We start from the raw sequence: 21,512 nt of genomic DNA, 5'->3' as shown, positions 1-21,512 counted from the left end.
CATTCTGCCCGAGCGTCGTCAGCGCGCGGGCAGTGTGCGGATCTCGAGCATCGCGGCGAACCGGGCGTCGGCGTCGTCGAGGTCGAGGCGTCCGACCTCGGCGACCCGTCGGAGCCGGTAGCGGAAGGTGTTGGCGTGCACGAAGCATGCGGCGGCGGCCGCGGTGACGTCGCCGAAGTGGTCGAGCCAGGCCCTGAGGGTGTCGACGAGGTGCGCGTCGTGGCGCGTGTCGTAGTCGATGAGCCGAGCGAGCGGACCCGAGGCGAGGTCGCCGCGCGCGCTGCGCAGGTCCCGGAGGTCGAGCAGCAGCGAGTCGGTCTCGACGTCGGCGATGCGGGCGAGGCTGCGCTGCCGAGGGGCGCGCTCGATCACCACGCGCAGCGCGCGGTGGGCCTCGGCGCGGGAGCGCGCAATCTCGGCGACGGTCGCCGCGGGGCGGCCGATGCCGATCACGGCGGGGATGCGGTCGCCGACCCGCTGCAGGAAGTCCTCCGCGAGGCGGACGGAGCGATCCTCGGCCGCGGCGTCCGCGACGGGCAGGATGCCGTAGACGGTGTCGCCGACGAGGGCGACGGCCGCCCCCTGCTGCACGGCGGAGAGGTGCAGCGCGAGGGCGTCGGTGAGGCGCTCGCGCTCGGCGATGGAGTCGTGCTCGGTGCCGTCCTCGCCGGGTGGCGCGAGCGCCGTCGCCATCACCCAGACGCGGCGGCCGGCGAGGCCGAGGCGTCCGAGCGCGTCCTGCGCATCGGGTCCGCCCTCGAGGGCGCGGCTGACGAGCTCGGCGCGCAGACTGCGCTGCGCGTCGGCTCCCGCGCGGATCCGCAGCAGGTGCAGGGCCACGAGCTTGGTCGCGTCCCGCAGGGTCGCCGAGCGCTCCTCGGTGAGCGGCCCGTCCATGGCGGCCCAGATCGAGCCGAGCACCTCGTCGCCCGCCCGCACGGCGATCGCGATGCGCTGGGTCGAGACGCCCTCGCCGAGGCGGACGGGGTCGACGACCACCGGGGCGTCGCCGCGGTACAGGTCGCGGAAGACGCCCATCTCGGTGAGCACGCGCGCATAGCGGTCGGGCACCTGTCGGCCGATGATGGTCTCGACGCGCGAGGGGTCGGCCGCCTCCTGCCCGCCGGAGAACGCGAGCACCCGCGACGAGCGGTCCTCGATCGTCACGGGGGCATCGAGCAGCGCGGCGATCGCGTTCGCCACGGCGAAGAGGTCTCCGGACGACACCCCGCCCAGCGATTCCGCGGGCGTCTGCCCCACGTCGTCCTCCGCGAGCAGCGAGCGCAGGAGGGCGGCCAGCTGGGTCCACGTCGCGCCGCGGGCGAGGCCGAGGATCGCGATGCGTGCATCGTCGGCGGCATCCCGCACGACCTGCGGCAGCTCGGTCGAGGCGCGGACGACCACGGCCACCGCTCCCCGCTCCCCCGCCTCGCGCACGAGTGCCGCGAGCTCGTCGGCGTCGCGCAGCGCGACCGCGAGCACGACGGCGCCCTGCGGATAGACCGGCTCGTCGAGCGGATCATGGATGACGATGCCGCCGATCTGCCGGTCGACGTCGATGCGGCCGTACGCCACGTCGAGCAGCGTCACGCCGAGATCGTCGATCACGCGACCCCAGCTCGACCGTGACAGCGCGCTCATATCGGCGAGCATAACCTCACATCGGAAGCCACTCGGTCCAGGTCGTGAGCTCGTCGAGGATCTCCGGGATCGGGGTCACTCCGAGCCCCGGACCCTGCGGCACCGAGAGGCTCCCGTCGCGCATCACGAACGGTTCGGTGAGGTCGACGCGGTAGAAGCGGTCGCTCGCGGAGACGTCGCCGGGCAGCACGAATCCGGGCAGGGCGGCGAGTGCGACGTTCGCCGCCCTGCCGATGCCGCTCTCGACCATGCCGCCGCACCAGACCGGCACGCCTTGGGCGACCGCGAGGTCGTGGATGCGGCGCGCTTCGAGGTATCCGCCGACACGGCCCGGCTTGATGTTGATGACGCTCGTGGCGCCGAGGCGGATCGCGGCGGCAGCGGTCTGCGCCGAGGTGATCGACTCGTCCAGGCAGATCGGCGTCTTCAGCATCCGCGCGAGATCGGCGTGCCCCACGATGTCCTCCTCCTCAAGCGGCTGCTCGATCAGGAGGAGGCCGAAGTCGTCGAGGCGGGCGAGGTGCTGCGCGTCCCGCAGGGTGTAGGCGGTGTTCGCGTCGACCTGCAGCAGCACGTCGTCGCCGAAGCGCTCTCGCACCGCGCGGACGACGTCGACGTCCCACCCCGGCTCGATCTTGAGCTTGATGCGCACGTATCCCTCGGCGAGATACCCGTCGACCGCGTCGAGCAGCCGCGGGATCTCGTCCATGATGCCCACCGATACGCCGCACGGCACGGTGTCGTGCACAGCGCCCAGCTCGCGGGCGAACGACCGCCCCTCGGAGCGCAGCTCGGCGTCGAGCACGGCGGTCTCGACGGCGGCCTTCGCCATCCGGTGGCCCTTGAAGGGCGCGAGCCGCTCGCCGATCATGTGCGCGCCCGAGATCTCGGCTCCGGTCAGCGCCGGCACGATGTAGCGGCGGATCATGTCGACCGCGCCCTCCGTGTACTCGGGCGAGTAGACGGGGTCGGGCAGCGTCACGCACTCGCCCCACCCGTCGACGCCGTCCACGACGGCCCGCACGAGCAGGATGTCCTTCGCTGTCTGCGTGCCGAACGATGTGCGGAACGGGGAGACGAGCGGCATCGCCACCCGTCGCAGCTCGATCCCGTCGATCCTCATGCCGTGATCCTCTCCGGTCGGATGATGTACCCCTCGATGCGGTCGAATCCGACGATCCGTCCGCCGGCGTCCAGCGCGCGGGTGAGCTGCTCGCGCACGCGCAGACGCCAGACCTGCGCCTCCGCCCTGTCCTCCCGCCGTGTCCGTTCGATGTCGGGCGGCACCGCGACGGTGCGGTCGCCAGGCATCCGCGACTCCGGCTGCGGGGAGCTGCCGTGCGCGCGCAGCGCGACGCCCGCGTCGCGGAGCTCCCACCGCATGAGCAGCCGGTCGGTCTCGTCGTCGCTGTTGACGCCGTCGGTCATCGCGCCGTAGAAGTCCGAGAGGTACTCCTGCGGCCTCGCGCCGAGCTTGGTGATGTTGAAGTGGGCGTTGCGGGCGACGAGCGGGTCGAACGTCCACTCGATCGCGTCGATGCCGCGGCCGAGGGCCCAGGCGCGCTGGTGCTGCTTGAGCGCGAATCCGATCGAACGCCCGGCGCTCTCCGCGGAGATCCCGGCGATGTGGCTGTACAGCGCGTGGCGCTCCGGGTCGGCGTGGAAGGCGATCGCGACCCCGACGAGGCGGTCGTCGGCGAACGCGCCGCCGATGTAGTTGCCCGCCTTGCTCAGCGCCCGCATGAGCTCGGGCGGCACGACGGGGTTCTCGGGCGAGCGCCGCCAGATGCGTGACAGCAGGGCGATGGCCTCGGCATGCTCGCCGACCGCCCCGAGCTCTCTGATCGAGACGCCGGATGCTGCGGCGGCGCGATCCGCATCGCGCTGCGCGGACGACACGACCGCGTCGTCGTGCATCAGTTCTGCCATGATCCGTCCGTTCTCGAGATCTCTGCGACCATGTCGGCCAGCAGTCGCGTTCGGGGCAGGATCTCCGCCACGATCGCGTGTTCGTCATCGGCGTGCGCACCGCCCCCGACGGCCCCCATGCCGTCGAGGGTCGGCACCCCCGCACCCGCGGTGAAGTTGCCGTCGCTGCCGCCGCCGACGGCGACCGCCCGCACCTCACCCAGTCCGTGCGCCGGGCCGAGCCTCGCCGCGAGGTCGGCGAGCGCCTGCGACAGCTCCCGCGCGAGCGGCGGGCGGTTGATGCCGCCGTGCACGGTGATCGACGCGCCAGGGACGGGCGAGGCGTAAGCGCGGAGCGCCGCATCCACCCGCTCGAGTTCGGCCGCCGACCACGCCCGCACATCGATGCGCAGCAGCGCCTCGGCGGGGACGGTGTTGCCCGTCGTCCCCGAATCAGCGCGGGTGGGCGTCACCGTCGTCCCGGCATCCGCGTCGGCGAGGTCACCGACCGCCAGCACCAGGTGCGCGAGTACGACCGTCGCGTTGACGCCCTTATCCGGCTCGAGTCCCGCGTGCGCAGCCCTGCCCCGCACGGCGATCTCGTACATCCCGACGCCCTTGCGGGCGCCCTTCCAGTCGCCGTTCTCCGAGGCCTCGGTGACGAGCACCGCTGCGGCGCCGCGCGCCGTGTCCTCGATGAGCGCGCGCGAGCGCACCGATCCCGTCTCCTCGTCGCCCGTGACGAGCACGGTCACGCCGTCGCGGTCGTCGAGCGCGGCGACCGCGTGCAGCACCATGGCGAGCCCCGTCTTCATGTCGAAGGATCCCGGCCCCCGCAGCACTCCGTCGACGATGCCGAACGGCATCCGGTCGAGGGTGCCGTGCGGCCACACGGTGTCGTGGTGGGTCAGCAGCAGCACCCGCGTCGCGGCGCCGAAGCGCCACCGCAGGTGCGTGCAGCCGTCGATCACGAGGCGCTCGGGCTCGACGCCCAGCAGCTCGGTGCCGACCTGGGCGACGACGTCGGCCGACCGAGCGACGGCCGCGTCGTCGCCGGAGGGCGACTCGCACTCGATCAACCGGCGGATCGAGGAGACGAGGGCCGCCTCCGTGAGTGCGCCGGTGACGAGCGGGGACGGGATGCTCATGCGCCGCTCGACACCTTCGGGGTCGCCCGCGCGCCGAAGTGCAGGTACTCCTCGCCCGTCGGCAGCGTGTAGAACGTCGCCGTCATCCACGTCTGCGTCCCGGGGGCGCGGAGCGCGAAGACGCCGTCGCTGTACGGCGTGAGCGCGTACTCGTCCACCGGGTCGGGCTCGAGCTCGGCGAGCGGTCCCAGAACGGTGGTGCGGAGCATCGGTCCGTCGTCGCCGACGAACACCTCCGCCCGCACCGAGGCGCGCTCGTACGTGCCGACGAACGGCGCGATGTCGACCTCGACCGGCTCGGCGGGCGGCTGGACGGTGGCCTGCATCGTCACGCCGGAGAGCTCGGCGAAGATCTCGCGGTAGAGGTCCTCGTAGAGGTCACGCGTATGGCCGCCGTTCGTCAGCAGCGTCACGGCGACACCCGACTCGGCGTGCACGCGCAGGAACGCGGCCTGGCCGATCGTGTTGCCGTCGTGCCCGTACAGGCGCTCGCCGTTCCAGTCGAAGCGGATCCAGCCGAGACCCCACGAGTCGCCGAGGATGTGCTTGTCCGGCACCTCGGCCTGGAACGCCTGCATCTCGGCGACCGTCGACTCCTCGAGCAGACGGGCGCCGTCCGCCGCGACGCCGCCGGCCAGGTGCAGCCGCGCGAACGCGAGCACGTCGGCCGCCCGCGCGGTGATGAGTCCGGCCGGGCCGAGCGAGCGCGGCAGCGCCCACACCGGTGCGATGACGGGGTTCTCCCCGCTCTCGACGTGTCCGACGGCGGCGGAGTGCAGGATCGCCTCCTCGGGCAGAGTCACGGTGTGCGTGAGCCCGAGCGGCGTGAAGAGCAGGTCGCGCATCGCGGCATCCCACACGCTGCCCGTTGCGCTCTCGATCACGCGCCCCAGCAGCGAGAAGCCCGAGTTGCAGTACGACCAGGTCGCGCCGAGCGGGTGGTTCACGCCGATCTCGGGGAACAGCTCCGTGTACTTCTCCAGGCAGTCGTCGCCCCGGCCGGTGTCGGTGAACACGTCGCCGTCGATGCCACTCGTGTGGGTGAGCAGGTGACGCACCGTGACACCCCTGGTGAACTCCTCGGTCGCGAGCTGCAGGTCGGGCACGATCTCGACCACCGGGGTGTCGAGCGTGAAGGCCCCCTGCTCGATCAGCCGCATCACGGCCGTGGCCGTCCACACCTTCGAGATCGAGCCGATCTGGAAGACCGAGTCGGGCAGCACGGTCGCCGACGCCGGGGGCAGGTCGGCGTTGAGCGTGCCGGTGGCCGCCGTCACGACCTCGTCACGCCCCTCGGGGTCGTAGCGCAGGATGCCGAGCTGCGCACCCGGCACGTCGTGCAGCCGCGCGAGCTCGTCGAGCCGGTGCTGCCAGTGCGCGGCGTCGATCGCCGCCGGGCGCGCACCGCGGGTGCTCCCGGCGAAGCGCTCGACCCAGTCGACGATGCGGCGCGCGTAGTCGACCCGGTGGCTCGGTGCGCCGAGCAGAGGGAAGGCGTGACTGCCGCCCGGGTAGATGACGAGCTCGGTGGGGACCCCGCGCTCGCGCAGCGCGTAGTGCCACTGCTGCGCCTGGTGCACGGGGCACCGCAGGTCCTTCTCTCCGTGCAGGACGAGCGTCGGCGTCGTCACGTTCTCGACGGCCGAGTACGGCGACATCGCGGTGAGCGCGTCGCGGTCGGCGGAGGCCCAGGGCATGACGCCCAGCTCGAGCACGCTGAGCATGTGGGCGTCGTCGCTCGTGCCGCCCATGCTGAACAGGTCGGCGACGATGCCTCCGGCGACCGCAGCGGCGAACCGGTCGTCGTGACCCGTGAGGTAGGCCGTCATGTAACCGCCGTAGCTGTAACCGGCGACCGCGAGGCGAGCGGCATCCGCCGTCCCCTCCGCGACGAGCTCGTCGATCGGCTCGAGGAAGTCCTTGGCGTCGGAGACGCCCCAGGCGCCGTTCACGCCGCGCCAGAAGTCCTCGCCGTACCCGTCGCTGCCGCGCGGGTTGATCATGAGGATCGTCCATCCGTCCGCCGCGAGCTGCTGGTGGTAGAGGTGCATCTCGTCGACGGCGCCGTTCCAGGCGTTGTGCGGCCCGCCGTGGATGTCGACGAGCAGCGACGTCGCGCCCGTGACGGCGGGGTCGCGCACGATCCAGCCCTGCACGACGGTGCCGTCGCTGATCGTGAACTCACGGCTCTCGCGCACGAACAGCTCGGCGCCGTCCGGCGCGTCGCCGTGCGCGGTGAGCACGGTGCTCGTGCCCGCCGCGAGGTCGAGGCGCAGGATCTCGCCGAACGACGTCGGCGTCGTGAGCGCGATCGCCGCGGTGTCGCCCGCGACCGACAGACCGCTCACGACCTCGTCGGTGCCGCCGTGCACGAGTCGGGGCGCACCGCCCGCGACGGGCACGGCGTAGAGGTGCGTCGCGCCGCGGTCGCGGATCGCGAAGAGGATGTCGCCGGAGGCCGTGACCTGCGGGAGCGCGCCGGGGTAGGCGGGGGCGCCGGGCATGACATTGCGGTCGAGGTCGCCGGCCGCGTCGACGACGTCGCCGGATCCGAGGTCGACGACGAAGAGCCCGGCGTGCCCCTCCGGCTCGCCATTCCAGCCGATGACGACGAGGCGGCCGCCGTCGGGCGTGAACGAGACTGTGCCCGCGCAGCCGTCGGCGAACGCGAGGGTGCGGGGGCGGGCGGCGGGGTCCGCGGGGTCGACCGCCTGCACCGACGAGCGGAAGGCGAGGTCGTCGGCACCGTCGGGACGCGCGACGTAGGCGAGGACGCTGCCGTCGGGCGACCATGCGGGACTCCCGACGCCGGAGACGCCGTCGGTGAGGCGTCGCACGCGGCCCTCGGCCACGTCGAGCACGTGCAGCTGGTCGGTCACGCCGCGCGTGAACCACGCGCCGTCGACGAGGTAGTCGATCCCGCTCGTGACGATCGGGGCCTTCTCGCGCTCCGCGCGCTGCTCGTCGCTCTCCCCGGCATCGGGGGCGGAGCGCGGCACGACCGCCGCCGTGAAGGCGATGCGCGTGCTGTCGGGGCTCCACACGGGCACACCGGCGCCGAGCGGGAGGGTCGTGCGCTGCTGGGGCTCACCGCCGCCGAGCGGCAGGGTCCACAGCTGGCCGTCGCGGAGGAAGGCGACGTGGGCGCCGTCGGGCGAGAAGACCGGGCTCGAGTCGGAGGGACCGCGCGTGAGCGCCCTGGTGCCGCTCTCGTCGGCGATCCACAGCGAACTCGTGCTGCGGTCCTCGTCGACGTCTGTCGCGCCGAGCACGTACACGACGCGGTCTCCGGCGGGCGACAGCGTCGGCTGACTCGGCACGGTCAGAGCGAGAGCGTCGTCGATACTCATTCTGCGGGTCACGGGGACTCCTTCGGTTGCGGCGCTCGTGGCACCGGCTGGCGTGTGGGTCTGGCGGTCAGGGGGTGTACTGGATCGGTCGGGGGATCGCGGCGAGCAGCTGCCGCGTGTACGCGTCGTGTGGATCATCGAGCACGGCGGCCGTCGGCCCCTGCTCCACCACGCGGCCGTCGCGCATGACGGCCATGTGCGAGGCGACGTACCGCACGACCGCGAGGTTGTGCGAGATGAAGAGCATCGAGAACCCGAGCTCGTCCTGCAGCTCCCGGAGCAGGTTGAGGATCGCGCCCTGGATGAGCACGTCGAGCGCGGACGTGATCTCATCGGCGATGAGCACGCGCGGCCTGCCGGCCAGCGCACGGGCGATCGCGATGCGCTGCCGCTGACCGCCCGAGAACCGCGAGGGACGCGCATCGGCCTTGTCGGGGTCGAGCTGCACGAGCTCGAGCAGTCGCGCGGCCTCGGCGGCCCGCTCCCGTCTGGTCATGCCGGACGGCATCATCTCGGCGATGCTCGCCCCGACCGGCATCCGCGGGTCGAGCGAGGAGTACGGGTCCTGGAAGACCATCTGCAGCGGGCGAGGCCCTCGCCTCGGGATCGGTGCGCCGTCGAGCAGGATGTGCCCCGAGTGCAGGGGCACGAGCCCGACGGCCGCCCTGGCCAGGGTCGACTTGCCCGACCCCGACTCGCCGACGACGCCGGTCACGCCGCCCTCGGGCACCGTGAGCGAGACACGGTCCACCGCGGTCATGGCGCCGCGGCCGACGCCGTAGCGCACCGAGACCTGATCGAACACGAGCTCGCTCATCGGGTGCCCACCTCCTCGTGATCGCCGCCGACGGCATCCACCGGTTCCGGCCCGCCCGTGGCATCCGCCGCTGCGTCCGCCGTGCTGTCGACGTCCGCCGCCCGCCCCTCCTCCGCCGCGAGCGTCGCGAGGGTCGCGAGCGGGCGGCCGAGGTCGGTCGCCATGTGCGGCACGGCGGCGAGCAGCGCCCGCGTGTAGGGGTGCCGCGCCGACGACAGGTCGGTCGCGGGCAGCGACTCGACGATCTCTCCGGAGCGCATCACGAGCACGCGGTCGCACAGCTCGGCCACCACGGAGATGTCGTGGCTGATGAAGAGGATCGACGCGCCGTCCTCGTCGCGGATCGCGCGCAGCAGATCGAGCACCTGGCTCTGCACCGTCACGTCGAGGGCCGTCGTCGGCTCGTCCGCGATGATGAGGCGCGGCGACACCATGAGGCCCATACCGATCATCGCGCGCTGTCGCATGCCGCCGGAGAACTCGTACGGGTACTGCCGCACGCGGCGCTTCGGCGCGGTGATGCGCACGGCGGCGAGCCGGTCGGCCGCCCGATCGAGCGCCTCCCGTCGGCTCAGGCCGGCGTGCTCGGTGGCGACCTCGGCGAGCTGGGCGCCCATCCGCATGGTCGGGTTGAACGACGACATGGGGTCCTGGAACACCATCGCCATCGAGGTGCCGAGCAGTCGGCGCAGAGCCGGACCCTCGGCCGCCTGCAGATCGACGCCGAGGAAGCGCAGAGAGGATGCCGTGACCCGTCCCGGCGGGTTCACGAGCCGCGCGACGGCGAGCGCGGTCATCGACTTGCCCGACCCGGACTCGCCGACGATCCCGACGATCTCCCCGGCGCCGACCCGGAAGTCGATCCCCCGCACGGCGTTCACCACGGTGCCGTCGGCGGCCTCGAAGTCGACGCGCAGGTCCTCGACCTCCAGCACCGCCCCGTCCTCCGCCGCGGGCGCCACGGCCTGCGCGGCGGAGCGGCCGAAGGGCGTGCGGCGGCGGATGCGGGTCGCGGTGCGCAGCAGCGCGTCGTCGGCGAGGCCGAGGCTGCGGGCGGCCGACTCGCCGGTGAGGTTGAAGGCGAGTCCGGCGATCACGACCGCCAGACCGGGGGCGAGCGCGGCGAGCGGATTCGCGTAGATGCCGCGCAGGCCGTCCATCATCAGGCGTCCCCAGTCGTACTCCGGGGGCTGCACGCCGAGACCGAGGAACGACAGTCCGGCGAACGCGAGCAGGGTGCCGCCGGCGCCGATGGTCGAGTTGACGATGAGCGGCTCGCCGATGTTCGGGAGGATGTGCCGGAACAGCACGCGCACGCGGCCGATTCCGCCGACGCGGGCGGCCGCCACGAAGTCGCGCGCCTCGATGCCGGCGATGAGGTTCTGGCAGAGGCGGGCGAACGACGGGGCGCCGGCGAGCCCGAGTGCGAAGACCGCGGCCGTGGCCGTGCTGCCGAAGATCGCCGCGAAGAACAGGGCGAGCAGCAGTCCGGGGAACGCGACCGCGATTCCCGTGAACCAGGTCATCGCGCGGCCGAGCACCGGCCCGAGCAGCAGCGGGGCCACTCCGAGGATGAGGCCGGCGACGACGGCGACGAGCGTCGCGAGCAGCGCGAGCACGATCGACAGACGCGTCGCCACGATCGTGCGGAGCAGCAGGTCCCTGCCCAGGTTGTCGGTGCCGATGAGGTGCTCGGCCGAGGGGCCGGCCAGCAGGTCGCCGGTGTCGGTGACATCGGCCTGCTCGCCCCAGATGAGCGGGGCGACGACGGCGGTGAGCACGACGATCGCGAGCAGCGCCAGCGCCAGCGCCCCGAGCGGGGTGCGCATCATGTTCGCGAGTGTGCGCCTCATGCCTCGGCCGCCGTCGACTGGGGGTCGAGCACCGCGAGCGCGGCGTCGACGAGGGTGTTCACGAGCAGCACGCCCACGCCGTAGACGAGCACGGTGCCCTGCACGAGCGGGTAGTCCTTGGTCTGGATCGAGCTGACGATCGTGCTGCCGAGCCCCGGCCACGCGAACACCGTCTCGACGAGCACGGTGCCGGCGACGAGGCCGCTCAGCAGCAGCCCGCCGAGCGTGAGCGTCGCGGTCACGGCGTTCGGCAGCACGTGTCGCAGGGTGATGCGCGGCGCCCGCAGCCGCTTGGCGTGCGCGGTGCGCACGAAGTCGGCATCGAGCACGGAGAGCGCCTCGATGCGGAGGATGCGGGCGAGGATCGCCGCCGGCCCCAGCGCGAGCGCGAGCACGGGGAGGATGTACGACAGCGGCCCCTCGCGCCCGGCGACCGGCAGCCATCCGAGCTGGACGCCGAACACCGCCACGAGGGCCACAGCCAGGAGGAAGTCCGGGATCGATCCGATCACGACGCTCGTCGAGCTGAAGCCCACCTCGAGGCCCCGGGCCCTGCCCCGCTGCGTCGCCACGGCGACGGCCATGCCCAGCGGGATGGCGATGAGCACGGCGAGCACGAAGGCCAGCAGGGCGAGGGTGAGCGTGGCGGGCAGCCGCTGCGCGATCGTGTCGGCGACGGGCAGCTGCGACCCGATCGACACCCCGAGGTCTCCCGTGAACACCCCGCGGATGTAGTCGAGGTACTGCTGCCAGATCGGGTCGTTGAGCCCCAGCGATTCGCGCCGCGCCTCGACGACCGCGGCCGGGGCCGTCGGCCCCAGCGCCGCGCGGATCGGATCCCCGGGCACCAGGTGGATCATCAGGAAGGATGCCGTGATCAGGATCCACAGCGAGACGAGCAGCCGACCGGTGCGGCGGAGGGCGAACCTCAGCCAGCGGTGGTCGCCGACGCGCTTGTCGTCTTCGGCGATGCGGGTGGTCAGTGTCGTCATGTCGTCGATTCGATCCGAGGGTCGAGGGCGGCGCGGGGCTCTCAGCCGACCAGACGGATGCTGGTCGGCTCGATCACGCCCGTCCAGTCGAACTCGGCGCCGTTGCCGAACATGTACACGGTGGCGTTGGCGAACGGCACGAGGTCGGCGGCGGCGAACAGCGCGCTCTCGGCCTCCTGCCAGACGTCGCAGCCCTCGCTGCCGTTCAGCTCGGACGCGCGCGTCACGGCATCCGTGTACTCGGCGTTCTCGATCGCCGAGAAGTTCGAGCCCTCCGGCGGCACGGTGCCGCTCACGAAGCCGATGGCCTGGTCGGGGCTGTTGACGCTGAGCGTGAGCCAGCCGATGTCCCAGGCTCCGGTGCTGAACGTCGCCTCCAGCAGCGCGGTCTCGTCCTGCTGCTTGCCGTCGACCTCGGCGCCGATCTCCTCCCATGCCGAGAGCGCGAGCTCGGCGGCCGCCGCGGCGGCGGCACCCAGGCTGTTCTCGTAGAGGAACGTCAGGCTCAGGCGCTGTCCGTCCTTGGCGCGCACGCCGTCCGACCCGCGCACCCATCCTGCCTCGTCGAGAGTCGCGTTCGCGGCGTCGACGTCGAACTCCGGGCGCGACTCGGAGATCGCGTCGTACGTGCAGACGGTCGGCTCGACGACGGCGAGGGCCGTGGCCGGTCCGCCCTTGCCCGCGGTCATGACGTTCGCGAGCTCGTCGAAGTCGACGGCCTGGGTGAGCGCCAGGCGCACGGCCGGGTCGCTCGTCGGGTGCCCCTCGGCGTGGTTGTACCACTGCTCGCCGGCGATCGCGGTCCCCTCGCGCTGGAAGAGGTTCGCGCTGATCGCGCGGTCGGCGTCGGGGCCGGTGAGCTGGGCCGCGTTCGCCTCGCCCGAGAGCAGCAGGTTCGCCGCGGTGGTGCCGTCGGAGACGACCCGCACGTTCACCTTCGCCGGGATGCCCTCCTCGTCGACCGTGGCACCGCCGGGACCCCACGCGTAGTCCTCGCGCAGCTCGTACGTGTAGTGGTCGTTCGGCACGGCCTCGGTGAGCACGTACGGGCCGGTGCCGTCGGTGCCGGCCGCGAGCCCGTCGCGGTCGTTCAGCGAGGTGTCGCACACCATGGGCAGGCCGGAGAGTCCGAGCAGCAGGAACGGCGACGGGCTCGACAGGGTCATCGTGACCGTGTCGCCCTCGGCGGTGCTGGTCACCCCGACGGGTAGGAAGGCCCCGAGGAAGCCGCTCTGGTTCGCGGGGTCGGAGATCCAGTTCAGGTTGTCGGCCGCGCTCTGGGCGGTGAACGGCGTGCCGTCGCCGCAGGTGATGCCGTCCTGGATCTTCAGGGTCGCCGTGAGTCCGTCGACCTCCCACTCGGTGGCGAGCTGGCTGCGCACCTCGCCGTCGGCGTCGACGCTCACGAGCGTGTCGTAGGCGAGCTTGCTGATGTCGAACAGCGCGCTCCCCGCGGAGAGCTGGGGGTCGAGGCTGCCCGGATCGGAGCCGAGGATCTCGGTGAAGGTGCCTCCCTTCACCGGCTCACCCCCTCCTCCGTCCGAGCCGCACCCGGTGAGCACGGTGGCGAGAGCGGTCACGGCGACGACGGCGGTGACGGCGGTGCGATTCGGTGTCATGACGTTCCTCCAGGCAGTGGGTTCGTGCTTATCGGGGTGCACGCCGCGTGGCGACGAGGGTTCGGATGGTCAGCGCGACCGCGGCACAGCGCGGCCGAAGTGGATGTACGAGGCGCGGCCGTCGTCGGCCGGTTCGAGGAACGCGAGCACGAGGTGCAGGCCGTCCTTGCGTTCGCGGGCGATCAGCGAGGCATCGCCGAAGGGCACGAACTCGTCGGTCGAGGGCTCGGCGCCGAGTGCGCGCAGCTCGGGCGTGGGGCGCTGTTCGAGCCAGAGTCGACCATCCGCGTCCTGCGAGACCTCCATCTCGACGGTGGAGTTCGCGTACACGCCGAGGTAGCCGCTCACGTCCGGGGCGGACGACTCGGATGCCGCGGCGGGCGCCGCGTCTGCAGACGGCACGGGCGCCTCGGGAAGACCTGCTCCGGTGAGCTCGCGCAGCAGCGGATCCACGAGGTCGTGAAAGAGGCCGGCACCGTCGCCGCCGTTCGTGAGCAGCACGACGGCGACACCCGCCTCGGGGGCGATCCGCAGGAACGACGACTGGCCCACCGTGTTGCCGTCGTGTCCGAACAGCACGGAGTCCTCGTCGCGATCGATCTCCCACCCGAGGCCCCACGCCGCTCCCATACCGGCGACGCGCGGCAGGCGCACCTCGGTCGTGCGCATCGCGGTCGCGGCGGCCTGCGAGACGACCACCTGCTCCTCATCCGACGCAGGCGAACCAGCCGCGGCACGGAGGTGCGCACGGGCGAACACGGCCAGGTCCTCGGCGGTCATCGCGAGCATCGACCCCGCCGGCTCGTTCGAGCGCGCCATCGCCCAGAACGGCGCGGGCTGCGGTTCGCGGCCGTCCCCGGCATCCACGTGCCCGACCGCGACGCGGTGCAGGATCGCCTCGTACGGGCTGGGCGAGACGCTGCGCAGGCCGAGCGGTGTCGCGAGGTGCGTGAGCAGCGCCTGCTCCCAGCTCGTGTCGCGCAGCCGCTCGATGAGCCGGCCCAGCACCACGTAGCCCGCGTTGCTGTACGAGAACAGCGCGCCCGGTTCGAAGATCTGCGCCGCCTCGGCGAGCAGCTCGACGTACTTCTCGACCGCGTCGTCGCCGCGACCGGTGTCGGTGAAGATGTCGCCCTCGATGCCCGAGCGGTGGCTGAGCAGGTGCCGCACGGTGATCGCCGCGGCGGCGGCCTCGTCGGCGAGCGCGAACTCCGGCAGGTACGTCCGGACGGGTGCGTCGAGGTCGACGAGCCCTTCGTCCACCAGCTGCATCACGAGCGTCGCGGTCCAGACCTTCGTGATCGATCCGATCTGGAACACGGCGTCCGTCGTCGCCTCGATCCGCGTCGCCGTGCTGAGGAGTCCGGCGGCGTGGGTGACGATCTCGCCGTCGACGAGGACCGCTACGGATGCCGCGGGCACTCCGCGAGCCTCGACCAGGGATCCGAGAATGGACCGCAGGTGTTCACCGACCGCGTGGGGGCTCTGCATGGCCTCACTCTAGGCACCGCGTCGCCGATCGACGTTGGTCCGCTCCGACGGAACAGAATGCGGCGCTTCGTCTGATCCGACGAACCCGTGGGCGGAGCAAGCCCTTGTCCGGGCGCGGAGATTAGATAGACTATCTAAGTAATGTCTGCGTCCGATGAATCCCTCCACCTCACCGCGACAGACCTGCGCCTCGCCACCTTCCGGCTCGCCCGCCGCCTTCGGTGCGCCCGAGCCGTCGACGCGATGAGCGACGCGCAGCTCGCCGTGCTCGCGACCCTGCGCCTGCACGGACGACGCACCATCACCGCCCTCGCGGATGCCGAGCGCGTCACCGCCCCGTCGATGACGAGCATGATCAACGGCCTCGCCGAGCAGGGCTACGTCGTGCGCATCCCCGACGAGGAGGACCGCCGACGCGTGCAGGTCGACATCACCGAGACCGGGTCGGCGATCGTCGCCGAGACCATCCACCGGCGCGACGAGCTGCTCGCCGGCATGCTCGCCGAGCTCGACTTCACCGAGGACGAGCTCTCGACGCTGCGCGAGGCCAGCGCCCTGATGCGGCGGGTGGTCGACCGATGAGCGCCATGTTCCGCTCGTTCGCGAACGTCAACTACCGCATCTGGTTCGCGGGCGCCCTCGTCTCGAACGTCGGCGGATGGATGCAGGCGACCGCCCAGGACTGGGTCGTGCTCACCGAGCTCACCGACAACGACGCCGCGGCCATGGGCGTCACGATGGCCCTGCAGTTCGGCCCGCCGCTCGTGCTCGTGAGCCTCACCGGATGGGTGGCCGACCGCTTCGAGCGGCGCCGCATCCTGCTCGCGACGCAGACGTCGCTGCTGCTGCTCGCGATCGCCGTCGGCGTCCTGCTGCTGAACGGGCTCATGACGCTGCCGATGATGTTCGGCTTCGCGGCGGCCTTCGGCGTCGTGAACGCGTTCGACGCCCCTGCGCGTCAGGCGTTCGTCTCCGACATGGTGTCGGTCGGCGACACCTCGAACGCGGTCGCCCTGAACTCGGCATCCTTCAACCTCGCCCGTATGATCGGGCCGGCCGTCGGCGGCCTGCTGATCGTCGCGATCGGGTCGGGCTGGGTGTTCATCGCGAACGCCGCGACGTTCCTCGCGATGCTCGTCGCCCTGCTCCTGCTCCGCACCGGCCAGCTCGCACCGCGCCTCAAGGGCCGCAGTCGCGGAGGCCTCGCCGCCGGATTCCGCTACGTATGGGGGCGCAGCGATCTGCGCGTCGTGTTCGTGACCGTGTTCCTCATCGGCGCATTCGGCATGAACTTCCCCATCTTCGCCTCGACCATGGCGCTCGAGTTCGGTGCCGGCGCAGACGGGTACGGCGTCCTCAGCTCGATCCTCGCGATCGGCTCGCTCGCCGGAGCACTGCTCGCCGCCCGCCGTGACCGCGCCAGGGTGCGCGTCGTGATCTTCGCGGCCGGCGGCTTCGGCGTCGCCGCGTTCGTCTCCTCCGCGATGCCCACCTACCTCACGTACGCCATCACCCTCACGTTCACGGGCTTCATGATCGTGACCCTGCTCACCACGGCGAACGGCTACGTGCAGATGACGACCGACCCGGCGCTGCGCGGACGGGTGCTCGCGCTCTACATGGCCGTCATCATGGGATCGACCCCGGTCGGAGCGCCCATCGCGGGTTGGGTGGCCGACACGTTCGGCCCCCGCAGCGCGATCATGCTCGGCGGCACGGCCGGTCTCGTCGCCTGTGCGATCGGCACGATCTGGGTCATCACGTCCGGACGCCTCCGTCGCGCCGAGGATCGCCGCTTCCTGCTGACCCTCGACGAGACCCGTCCGCTGAGCGTCGTCGACGAGCCCGAACTGGCCGAGCCCGCGGCATCCGCGGAGCCCGTCGACTACAGCGAGAAGGCCACCGCGACCACCCCGATCCGCATCGCGAAGCAGGACTGAGGCGGATCGCCCGGCGCGGGTTTGTCAACCCCTCGCCGCCCCGCGCCCAGCGGCGTAACGTCGCGCACATGGACGACAACACAGGACGCACTCCGCACCCCGAGCAGCCCGCAGAGGGCTCCCCCGACATCAACCCCGAGCACAACACCGCCCCCGACGGCCGCGACGCCGACGACCTCGACGGCGGCGCGCAGGGCGCAGCCCAGGGCGGCGCGATCCAGGGCGACAACGCGCACGGCGAGTCGCCGCGCGGCGCGATCCAGGGCGAGGCCGCAGACGGCGACCCGCAGGGCGCGTCGCAGGGCGGGGCGATCCAGGGCGACAGCTCGCACGGAGAGTCGCCGCACGGCGCGATCCAGGGCGACGCGAACCCCGACCGCGACGTGCCCCTGGGCGGCGACGACACGACCGCCGCGCAGCTCGACGCCGACAACGACGTGGAACGCGACACCCTGCGCACCCTCGACCCCGAGGACCCGCCGGCCTGAGTCGAGGCCGGGGTCGGCGCGACCGGGCGCGGTGACGGCTCGGGCTAGGCGCCCAGCACGTGCTTGAGCTGCTCCACCGCCCAGTCGAGCTCGGTGGCGCGGATGACGATGGGCGGCGCGATGCGGATGGTCTGCCCGTGCGTGTCCTTGACGAGCACGCCGCGATCGAGCAGGCGCTCGGCGATCTCTCGGCCGGTCCCCTTCGCGGGGTCGATGTCGACGCCGGCCCAGAGCCCGGCGATCCGCACCGCGGTCACGCCGTGCTCCTTCAGCGGCTCCAGCGCCGCCGCGAGGTGCTCGCCGAGCGCGCGGGCGCGCTCCTGGAACTCGCCGCTCTCGAGCATCTCCACCACGCGCAGCCCCACGGCAGCCGCGAGCGGGTTTCCGCCGAACGTCGAGCCGTGCTCCCCGGGCTGGATGACCCCGAGCACGTCGCTGTCGCCGACCACCGCCGAGACGGGCAGGATGCCGCCGCCCAGCGCCTTGCCGAGCAGGTACAGGTCGGGCACGACGCCCTCGCGGTCGCACGCGAACGTCTCGCCGACGCGCCCGAGCCCCGACTGGATCTCGTCGGCGATGAACAGCACGTTCTTCTCGTCGCAGATCTCGCGGATGCGGCGCAGGTACCCCTCCGGCGGGATGATCACACCGCCCTCGCCCTGGATGGGCTCGATGAGCACCGCGGCGGTGTCGGCGGTGATGGCCGCGGCGACGGCATCCGCGTCCCCATAGGGCACCACGTCGAAACCGGGCGTATACGGCCCGAAGCCCTCGCGCGCCTGCTCGTCGTCGCTGAAGCTCACGATCGTCGTCGTGCGCCCGTGGAAGTTGCCCGCGGCGACGATGAGGCGCGCGGCGCCGTCGGCGATGCCCTTGACCCGGTAGCCCCAGGCACGAGCGACCTTGATCCCGGTCTCGACCGCCTCGGCGCCCGTGTTCATCGGCAGCACCATGTCCTTGCCCGCGAGCTCGGCGAGCGCGGCCGCGAACGGCTCGAGGCGATCGCTGCGGAACGCGCGGCTCGTCAACGTGACGCGACCGAGCTGCTCGGTGAGCGCGGCGACGAGGGCCGGATGCCGGTGGCCGAAGTTCACGGCCGAGTACGCCGCGAGCAGGTCGAGGTAGCGCTTGCCCTCGACGTCGGTGACCCATGCGCCCTCACCCCGCGCGATCGTGACCGGCAGCGGGTGGTAGTTGTGCGCGACGTGCGGCTCCGTGCCCTGCTCGGCCTCGGCGCTCGCGTCGACCGCGGTCACTTCGCGCCCCGCAGCTCGAGCGTGCAGCACTTGATGCCGCCGCCGCCGAGCAGCAGCTCCGACAGGTCGACCATGATCGGGTTGTAGCCGCGCTCGCGCAGCTGCTTCTCGAAGCCCACCGCCCGCGGCGAGATGACGACGTTGTATCCGTCGCTCGCGGAGTTCAGGCCGAACACGGCGCCGTCTTCGTCCGACACGAGGATCGCGTCGGGGAAGCGCTTCTCGAGCTCGGCGCGGCTCGCGTCGTCGAAGGCGCCGGGCAGGTAGGCGATGTTGGCGTGCTCGGGTCCGCCGTTCTCGACGCCCTGCACGGGGTCGAGCACCGCGATGGCCGTGTCGAGGTGGTAGAAGCGCGGATCGATGAGGTTCAGAGACACGACCTCGCGGCCGAAGACCTCGCCCACCTCGCGGTGGCTGTCGCCGGTGGAGCGGAAACCGGTGCCGGCGAGGATCACGTCGCCGACGAGCAGGAAGTCGCCCTCTCCCTCATTGACCTCGCGCGGCATGACGGTGTCGAAGCCGGCCGCGCGGAACCAGTCCGCGAACGCGGGCGCCTCGCCCTGGCGCTCGACGAAGCGGAACTCCGGCACGTACGCGCGGCCGTCGATCACGAAGCCGCCGTTCGCGGTGTAGACCATGTCGGGGTAGCCGGCGAGCGGCTCGATGAGCTCGACCTCGTGACCCAGTTCGAGGTACAGATCGTGCAGCTTTTGCCACTGCGCGACGGCCTTCTCGGTGTCGGTGGGCTTCGCGGGCTCCATCCACGGGTTGATGGAGTAGTTCACCGTGAAGTGCGACGGCTTGCACATCAGGTAGCGGCGGTGGTGAGCGGTGCGTGCGTGCGCCTCGGTGGCGGTGGACTCGGACGCGGTGGTCTCGACAGACATGGAGCTCCTCGAACGGATGCGGCGGACGCTGTCCAGGGGCCCGGCGGTCCTTCGACCCGTGCCGCTCCGAGGGAGTCGGCGCTCGGGGAAGATGCGACTCGAGCACGCCGACACCCATTGTGTCACCCGTCGCCTGACCGGGGCCAGAGCGCTGAGCGGTTTCGAATCGCGCACCTGGCAACTTCCGACCCCCGAGTTCTGCGATTCGGGCGATTCGAATCGGCCGGCATCCGCGAGTCGACGCCGACTACTCCGCGCCGCGCACGACCACCTTGCCGACCGTGTGCCCTGCCTCGACGTGGGCGAGCGCCGACGAGGCGCGCGCGAAGCCGTATTCGCGCTCGATCACCGGCGTGATGCGCCCCTCGGCGGTGAGGTCGAGGAGTGCGGTCAGCACCTCCGCCCGCGGCGTCGCCATGAGCGAGCGGATGCGGCGACGCGACCCGATCGAGCGCAGGGCGGCGGCGAGGATGCGGGGCATCGGCCCCAGCACGTGTCCGCCGTTTCCGGCGGTGAGCACGACCCGCCCGCCGTCGCTGACGAGACGCTGCAGGTCGCGCAGCGGGATGCCGCCGGCGATGTCGACCACGGCATCGAAGTGTCCGCCGGGCAGCGTCGACAGGGGTGTGCGACGGTGGTCGATCGTGCGCACGGCGCCGAGGTGCTCGACGAGAGGCGCGTTGCGCTCCCCGCACGTCGCCCACACCTCGGCCCCGCGCAGGGCGGCGAGCTGCACGGCGAATGTGCCGACTCCGCCCGAGGCGCCGATCACGAGGACGCGCCCCGGCGCGGCATCCGGGTTCCCGCCGATCGAGCGGATGCCGACGCCGGCGAGGTCGAGCGCCTGCCAGGCCGTGCCGGCGGCCACCGGGAGGGTGGCGGCGATCCCGGAGGCCACATCGGCGGGCACGGGCACGAGGCGGGATGCCGGGACGGCGACGTGCGAGGCCAGCCCGCCCCCGCCGACCAGTTCGCCCACGACCCGGGTGCCGAGATCGATGCCGATCACGTCGGGGCCGAGCTCGACGACGGTGCCGGCGACCTCCATGCCGCGGACGGGGTGCTTCGGCTTCGTGAGGCCGAACACCGGGCGCACGAGCAGCGGGTCGCCGAGCAGCAGGCGCACGTCGCCGGCGTTGAGCGAGGTCGCCTCGACCCGCACGACGACCTCGCCGCGGCGCGGTACGGGCATCGGGATCTCGGTGAGTCGGACCCCGTCGGCGGGGCCGTAGGTCTCGCGGCTCCACGCGGGGATGGTGCTGTGAGTGGCGGACGGAGCATCGCGGTGAGTGGGGTTCGCAGCGGACATGTCAGCCCTCCTTCGGGGTGGTGTCGGGGTACTGGAAGAGATCGTCGAGGCCGACGCCGAACGCGCGGGCGATCTGGAAGGCGAGCTCAAGGGTCGGCGAGTACTTCTCCTGCTCGATCGCGATGAGGGTCTGACGCGTCACCCCGATCGAGCGCGCGAGCTCGGCCTGGGTCAGCCCCGCGGCCTCGCGGTGCGTGCGGATGCTGTTGGAGACGAGGGTGGGCTTGACCATCAGACGAGACCCCGACGGTAGGCGATGGCGCGGGCCACGCCGCCGACCACCGCTGACACCGCGAAGCCCGCGAACATGGCGTTCGCGATCCAGAACACGTCGGCGCCGATCGCGCACAGGGCGATCACGGCGAGCCCGGCGATCACGAGGAATCCCTGCTCCACCCGGCCGCCCATACGGCTGATGTCGCGGTCGCGGATGTCGGATCTGCCGACGCCGTCGGGGTCGCGCGCGCCGGCGACGATCCCCCAGACGACGCTGACGACGATGGTGGCGACGATGCCGACGCCGACGGTCCACAGCATCGGCGGCAGCCAGTCGATCTCGGCGACCGGGGTACTCGCGGCCTGCTGCAGCACGATGACGATGTACGCGGGGATGACGAGCACGCTGACGATCAGCCCCGCCCAGACGTTGCGCTCCTCGTAGACCATGACCGCTCCTCATGTAAAAGATTGTTTACATGAGGGACGGTACGCCGCCCCCGCGCAGGTGTCAAGAATCTTTTACACGCCGGCATTTCGAATCGCCTGCTTTGCAGTCCCGAGGGTCGTCGGGTGGTAATTCGCGCGATTCGAATC

18 protein-coding genes are annotated in these 21,512 nt (G+C 72.1%); 3 read left to right on the top strand and 15 right to left on the bottom strand.

Annotated features, from left to right (window positions below):
- Nucleotides 1-18: 18 nt before the first annotated feature.
- The 10 genes from RAC69_RS12915 to RAC69_RS12870 all read right to left on the bottom strand — a co-directional run bounded on the left by RAC69_RS12915 (nucleotide 19) and on the right by RAC69_RS12870 (nucleotide 14,819).
- Complete coding sequence (locus RAC69_RS12915) at nucleotides 19-1,641, bottom strand: PucR family transcriptional regulator (protein ID WP_375087157.1); 1,623 nt, start codon at nucleotides 1,639-1,641, stop codon at nucleotides 19-21.
- 16 nt (nucleotides 1,642-1,657) lie between these two features.
- Nucleotides 1,658-2,764: an o-succinylbenzoate synthase gene (menC, locus tag RAC69_RS12910; RefSeq protein WP_375087156.1), complete on the bottom strand. Its 1,107-nt coding sequence runs from the start codon at nucleotides 2,762-2,764 to the stop codon at nucleotides 1,658-1,660.
- Complete coding sequence (locus RAC69_RS12905; RefSeq protein WP_375087155.1) at nucleotides 2,761-3,570, bottom strand: GNAT family N-acetyltransferase; 810 nt, start codon at nucleotides 3,568-3,570, stop codon at nucleotides 2,761-2,763. The genes menC and RAC69_RS12905 overlap by 4 nt, the downstream gene beginning before the upstream one ends.
- Nucleotides 3,558-4,697 carry a M20 family metallopeptidase gene (locus RAC69_RS12900; RefSeq protein ID WP_375087154.1) on the bottom strand — a complete coding sequence of 380 codons (1,140 nt, stop codon included), beginning with the start codon at nucleotides 4,695-4,697 and terminating at the stop codon, nucleotides 3,558-3,560. Before RAC69_RS12900 ends, RAC69_RS12905 begins: the two co-directional genes overlap by 13 nt.
- Nucleotides 4,694-8,059: a serine hydrolase gene (locus tag RAC69_RS12895; protein ID WP_375087153.1), complete on the bottom strand. Its 3,366-nt coding sequence runs from the start codon at nucleotides 8,057-8,059 to the stop codon at nucleotides 4,694-4,696. The genes RAC69_RS12900 and RAC69_RS12895 overlap by 4 nt, the downstream gene beginning before the upstream one ends.
- 55 nt (nucleotides 8,060-8,114) lie before the next feature.
- Nucleotides 8,115-8,864 (bottom strand): ABC transporter ATP-binding protein, encoded by a 750-nt coding sequence (locus RAC69_RS12890; protein WP_375087152.1) that lies wholly within the window; start codon nucleotides 8,862-8,864, stop codon nucleotides 8,115-8,117.
- On the bottom strand, nucleotides 8,861-10,696 hold the full coding sequence (locus RAC69_RS12885) for a dipeptide/oligopeptide/nickel ABC transporter permease/ATP-binding protein (protein WP_375087151.1): 1,836 nt from the start codon (nucleotides 10,694-10,696) through the stop codon (nucleotides 8,861-8,863). The genes RAC69_RS12890 and RAC69_RS12885 overlap by 4 nt, the downstream gene beginning before the upstream one ends.
- Nucleotides 10,697-10,713: 17 nt before the next feature.
- A complete protein-coding gene (locus RAC69_RS12880) occupies nucleotides 10,714-11,709 on the bottom strand; it encodes an ABC transporter permease (RefSeq protein WP_341933315.1) in 996 nt (331 codons plus the stop codon).
- 41 nt (nucleotides 11,710-11,750) lie between these two features.
- Nucleotides 11,751-13,328: an ABC transporter substrate-binding protein gene (locus tag RAC69_RS12875; protein WP_341933314.1), complete on the bottom strand. Its 1,578-nt coding sequence runs from the start codon at nucleotides 13,326-13,328 to the stop codon at nucleotides 11,751-11,753.
- 69 nt (nucleotides 13,329-13,397) lie between these two features.
- Complete coding sequence (locus tag RAC69_RS12870) at nucleotides 13,398-14,819, bottom strand: serine hydrolase domain-containing protein (RefSeq protein ID WP_375087150.1); 1,422 nt, start codon at nucleotides 14,817-14,819, stop codon at nucleotides 13,398-13,400.
- Between the two features lie 141 nt (nucleotides 14,820-14,960).
- Here RAC69_RS12870 and RAC69_RS12865 point away from each other — a divergent pair, with 141 nt between their 5' ends.
- From RAC69_RS12865 to RAC69_RS12855, 3 genes are all read left to right on the top strand, one after another.
- Nucleotides 14,961-15,401, top strand: a complete 441-nt coding sequence (locus tag RAC69_RS12865) for a MarR family winged helix-turn-helix transcriptional regulator (RefSeq protein ID WP_375082697.1) — start codon at nucleotides 14,961-14,963, stop codon at nucleotides 15,399-15,401.
- A 5-nt stretch (nucleotides 15,402-15,406) separates the two neighbouring features.
- Nucleotides 15,407-16,759: an MFS transporter gene (locus RAC69_RS12860; protein ID WP_375087195.1), complete on the top strand. Its 1,353-nt coding sequence runs from the start codon at nucleotides 15,407-15,409 to the stop codon at nucleotides 16,757-16,759.
- A gap of 68 nt (nucleotides 16,760-16,827) precedes the next feature.
- Nucleotides 16,828-17,247: a hypothetical protein gene (locus tag RAC69_RS12855; RefSeq protein WP_341933311.1), complete on the top strand. Its 420-nt coding sequence runs from the start codon at nucleotides 16,828-16,830 to the stop codon at nucleotides 17,245-17,247.
- 44 nt (nucleotides 17,248-17,291) lie between these two features.
- On the opposite strand, the gene rocD is transcribed toward RAC69_RS12855, so the two are convergent.
- From rocD to RAC69_RS12830, 5 genes are all read right to left on the bottom strand, one after another.
- Nucleotides 17,292-18,503: an ornithine--oxo-acid transaminase gene (gene rocD, locus RAC69_RS12850; RefSeq protein ID WP_375087149.1), complete on the bottom strand. Its 1,212-nt coding sequence runs from the start codon at nucleotides 18,501-18,503 to the stop codon at nucleotides 17,292-17,294.
- Nucleotides 18,500-19,390, bottom strand: coding sequence for a dimethylargininase (ddaH, locus tag RAC69_RS12845; protein WP_375087148.1), 891 nt, complete (start codon nucleotides 19,388-19,390; stop codon nucleotides 18,500-18,502). The genes rocD and ddaH overlap by 4 nt, the downstream gene beginning before the upstream one ends.
- Nucleotides 19,391-19,637: 247 nt before the next feature.
- A complete protein-coding gene (locus RAC69_RS12840) occupies nucleotides 19,638-20,699 on the bottom strand; it encodes an NAD(P)-dependent alcohol dehydrogenase (RefSeq protein ID WP_375087147.1) in 1,062 nt (353 codons plus the stop codon).
- A 1-nt stretch (nucleotide 20,700) separates the two neighbouring features.
- Nucleotides 20,701-20,931: a helix-turn-helix transcriptional regulator gene (locus RAC69_RS12835; protein WP_341933307.1), complete on the bottom strand. Its 231-nt coding sequence runs from the start codon at nucleotides 20,929-20,931 to the stop codon at nucleotides 20,701-20,703.
- On the bottom strand, nucleotides 20,931-21,365 hold the full coding sequence (locus tag RAC69_RS12830) for a hypothetical protein (protein WP_375087146.1): 435 nt from the start codon (nucleotides 21,363-21,365) through the stop codon (nucleotides 20,931-20,933). The genes RAC69_RS12835 and RAC69_RS12830 overlap by 1 nt, the downstream gene beginning before the upstream one ends.
- Nucleotides 21,366-21,512: the final 147 nt, after the last annotated feature.

It is taken from the genome of Microbacterium sp. LS_15 (genome assembly GCF_041954735.1).
GTDB lineage: Bacteria > Actinomycetota > Actinomycetes > Actinomycetales > Microbacteriaceae > Microbacterium.
The sequence above is the reverse complement of the archived record's forward strand: the minus strand, read 5'-3'. Positions and strand labels throughout refer to the sequence as shown.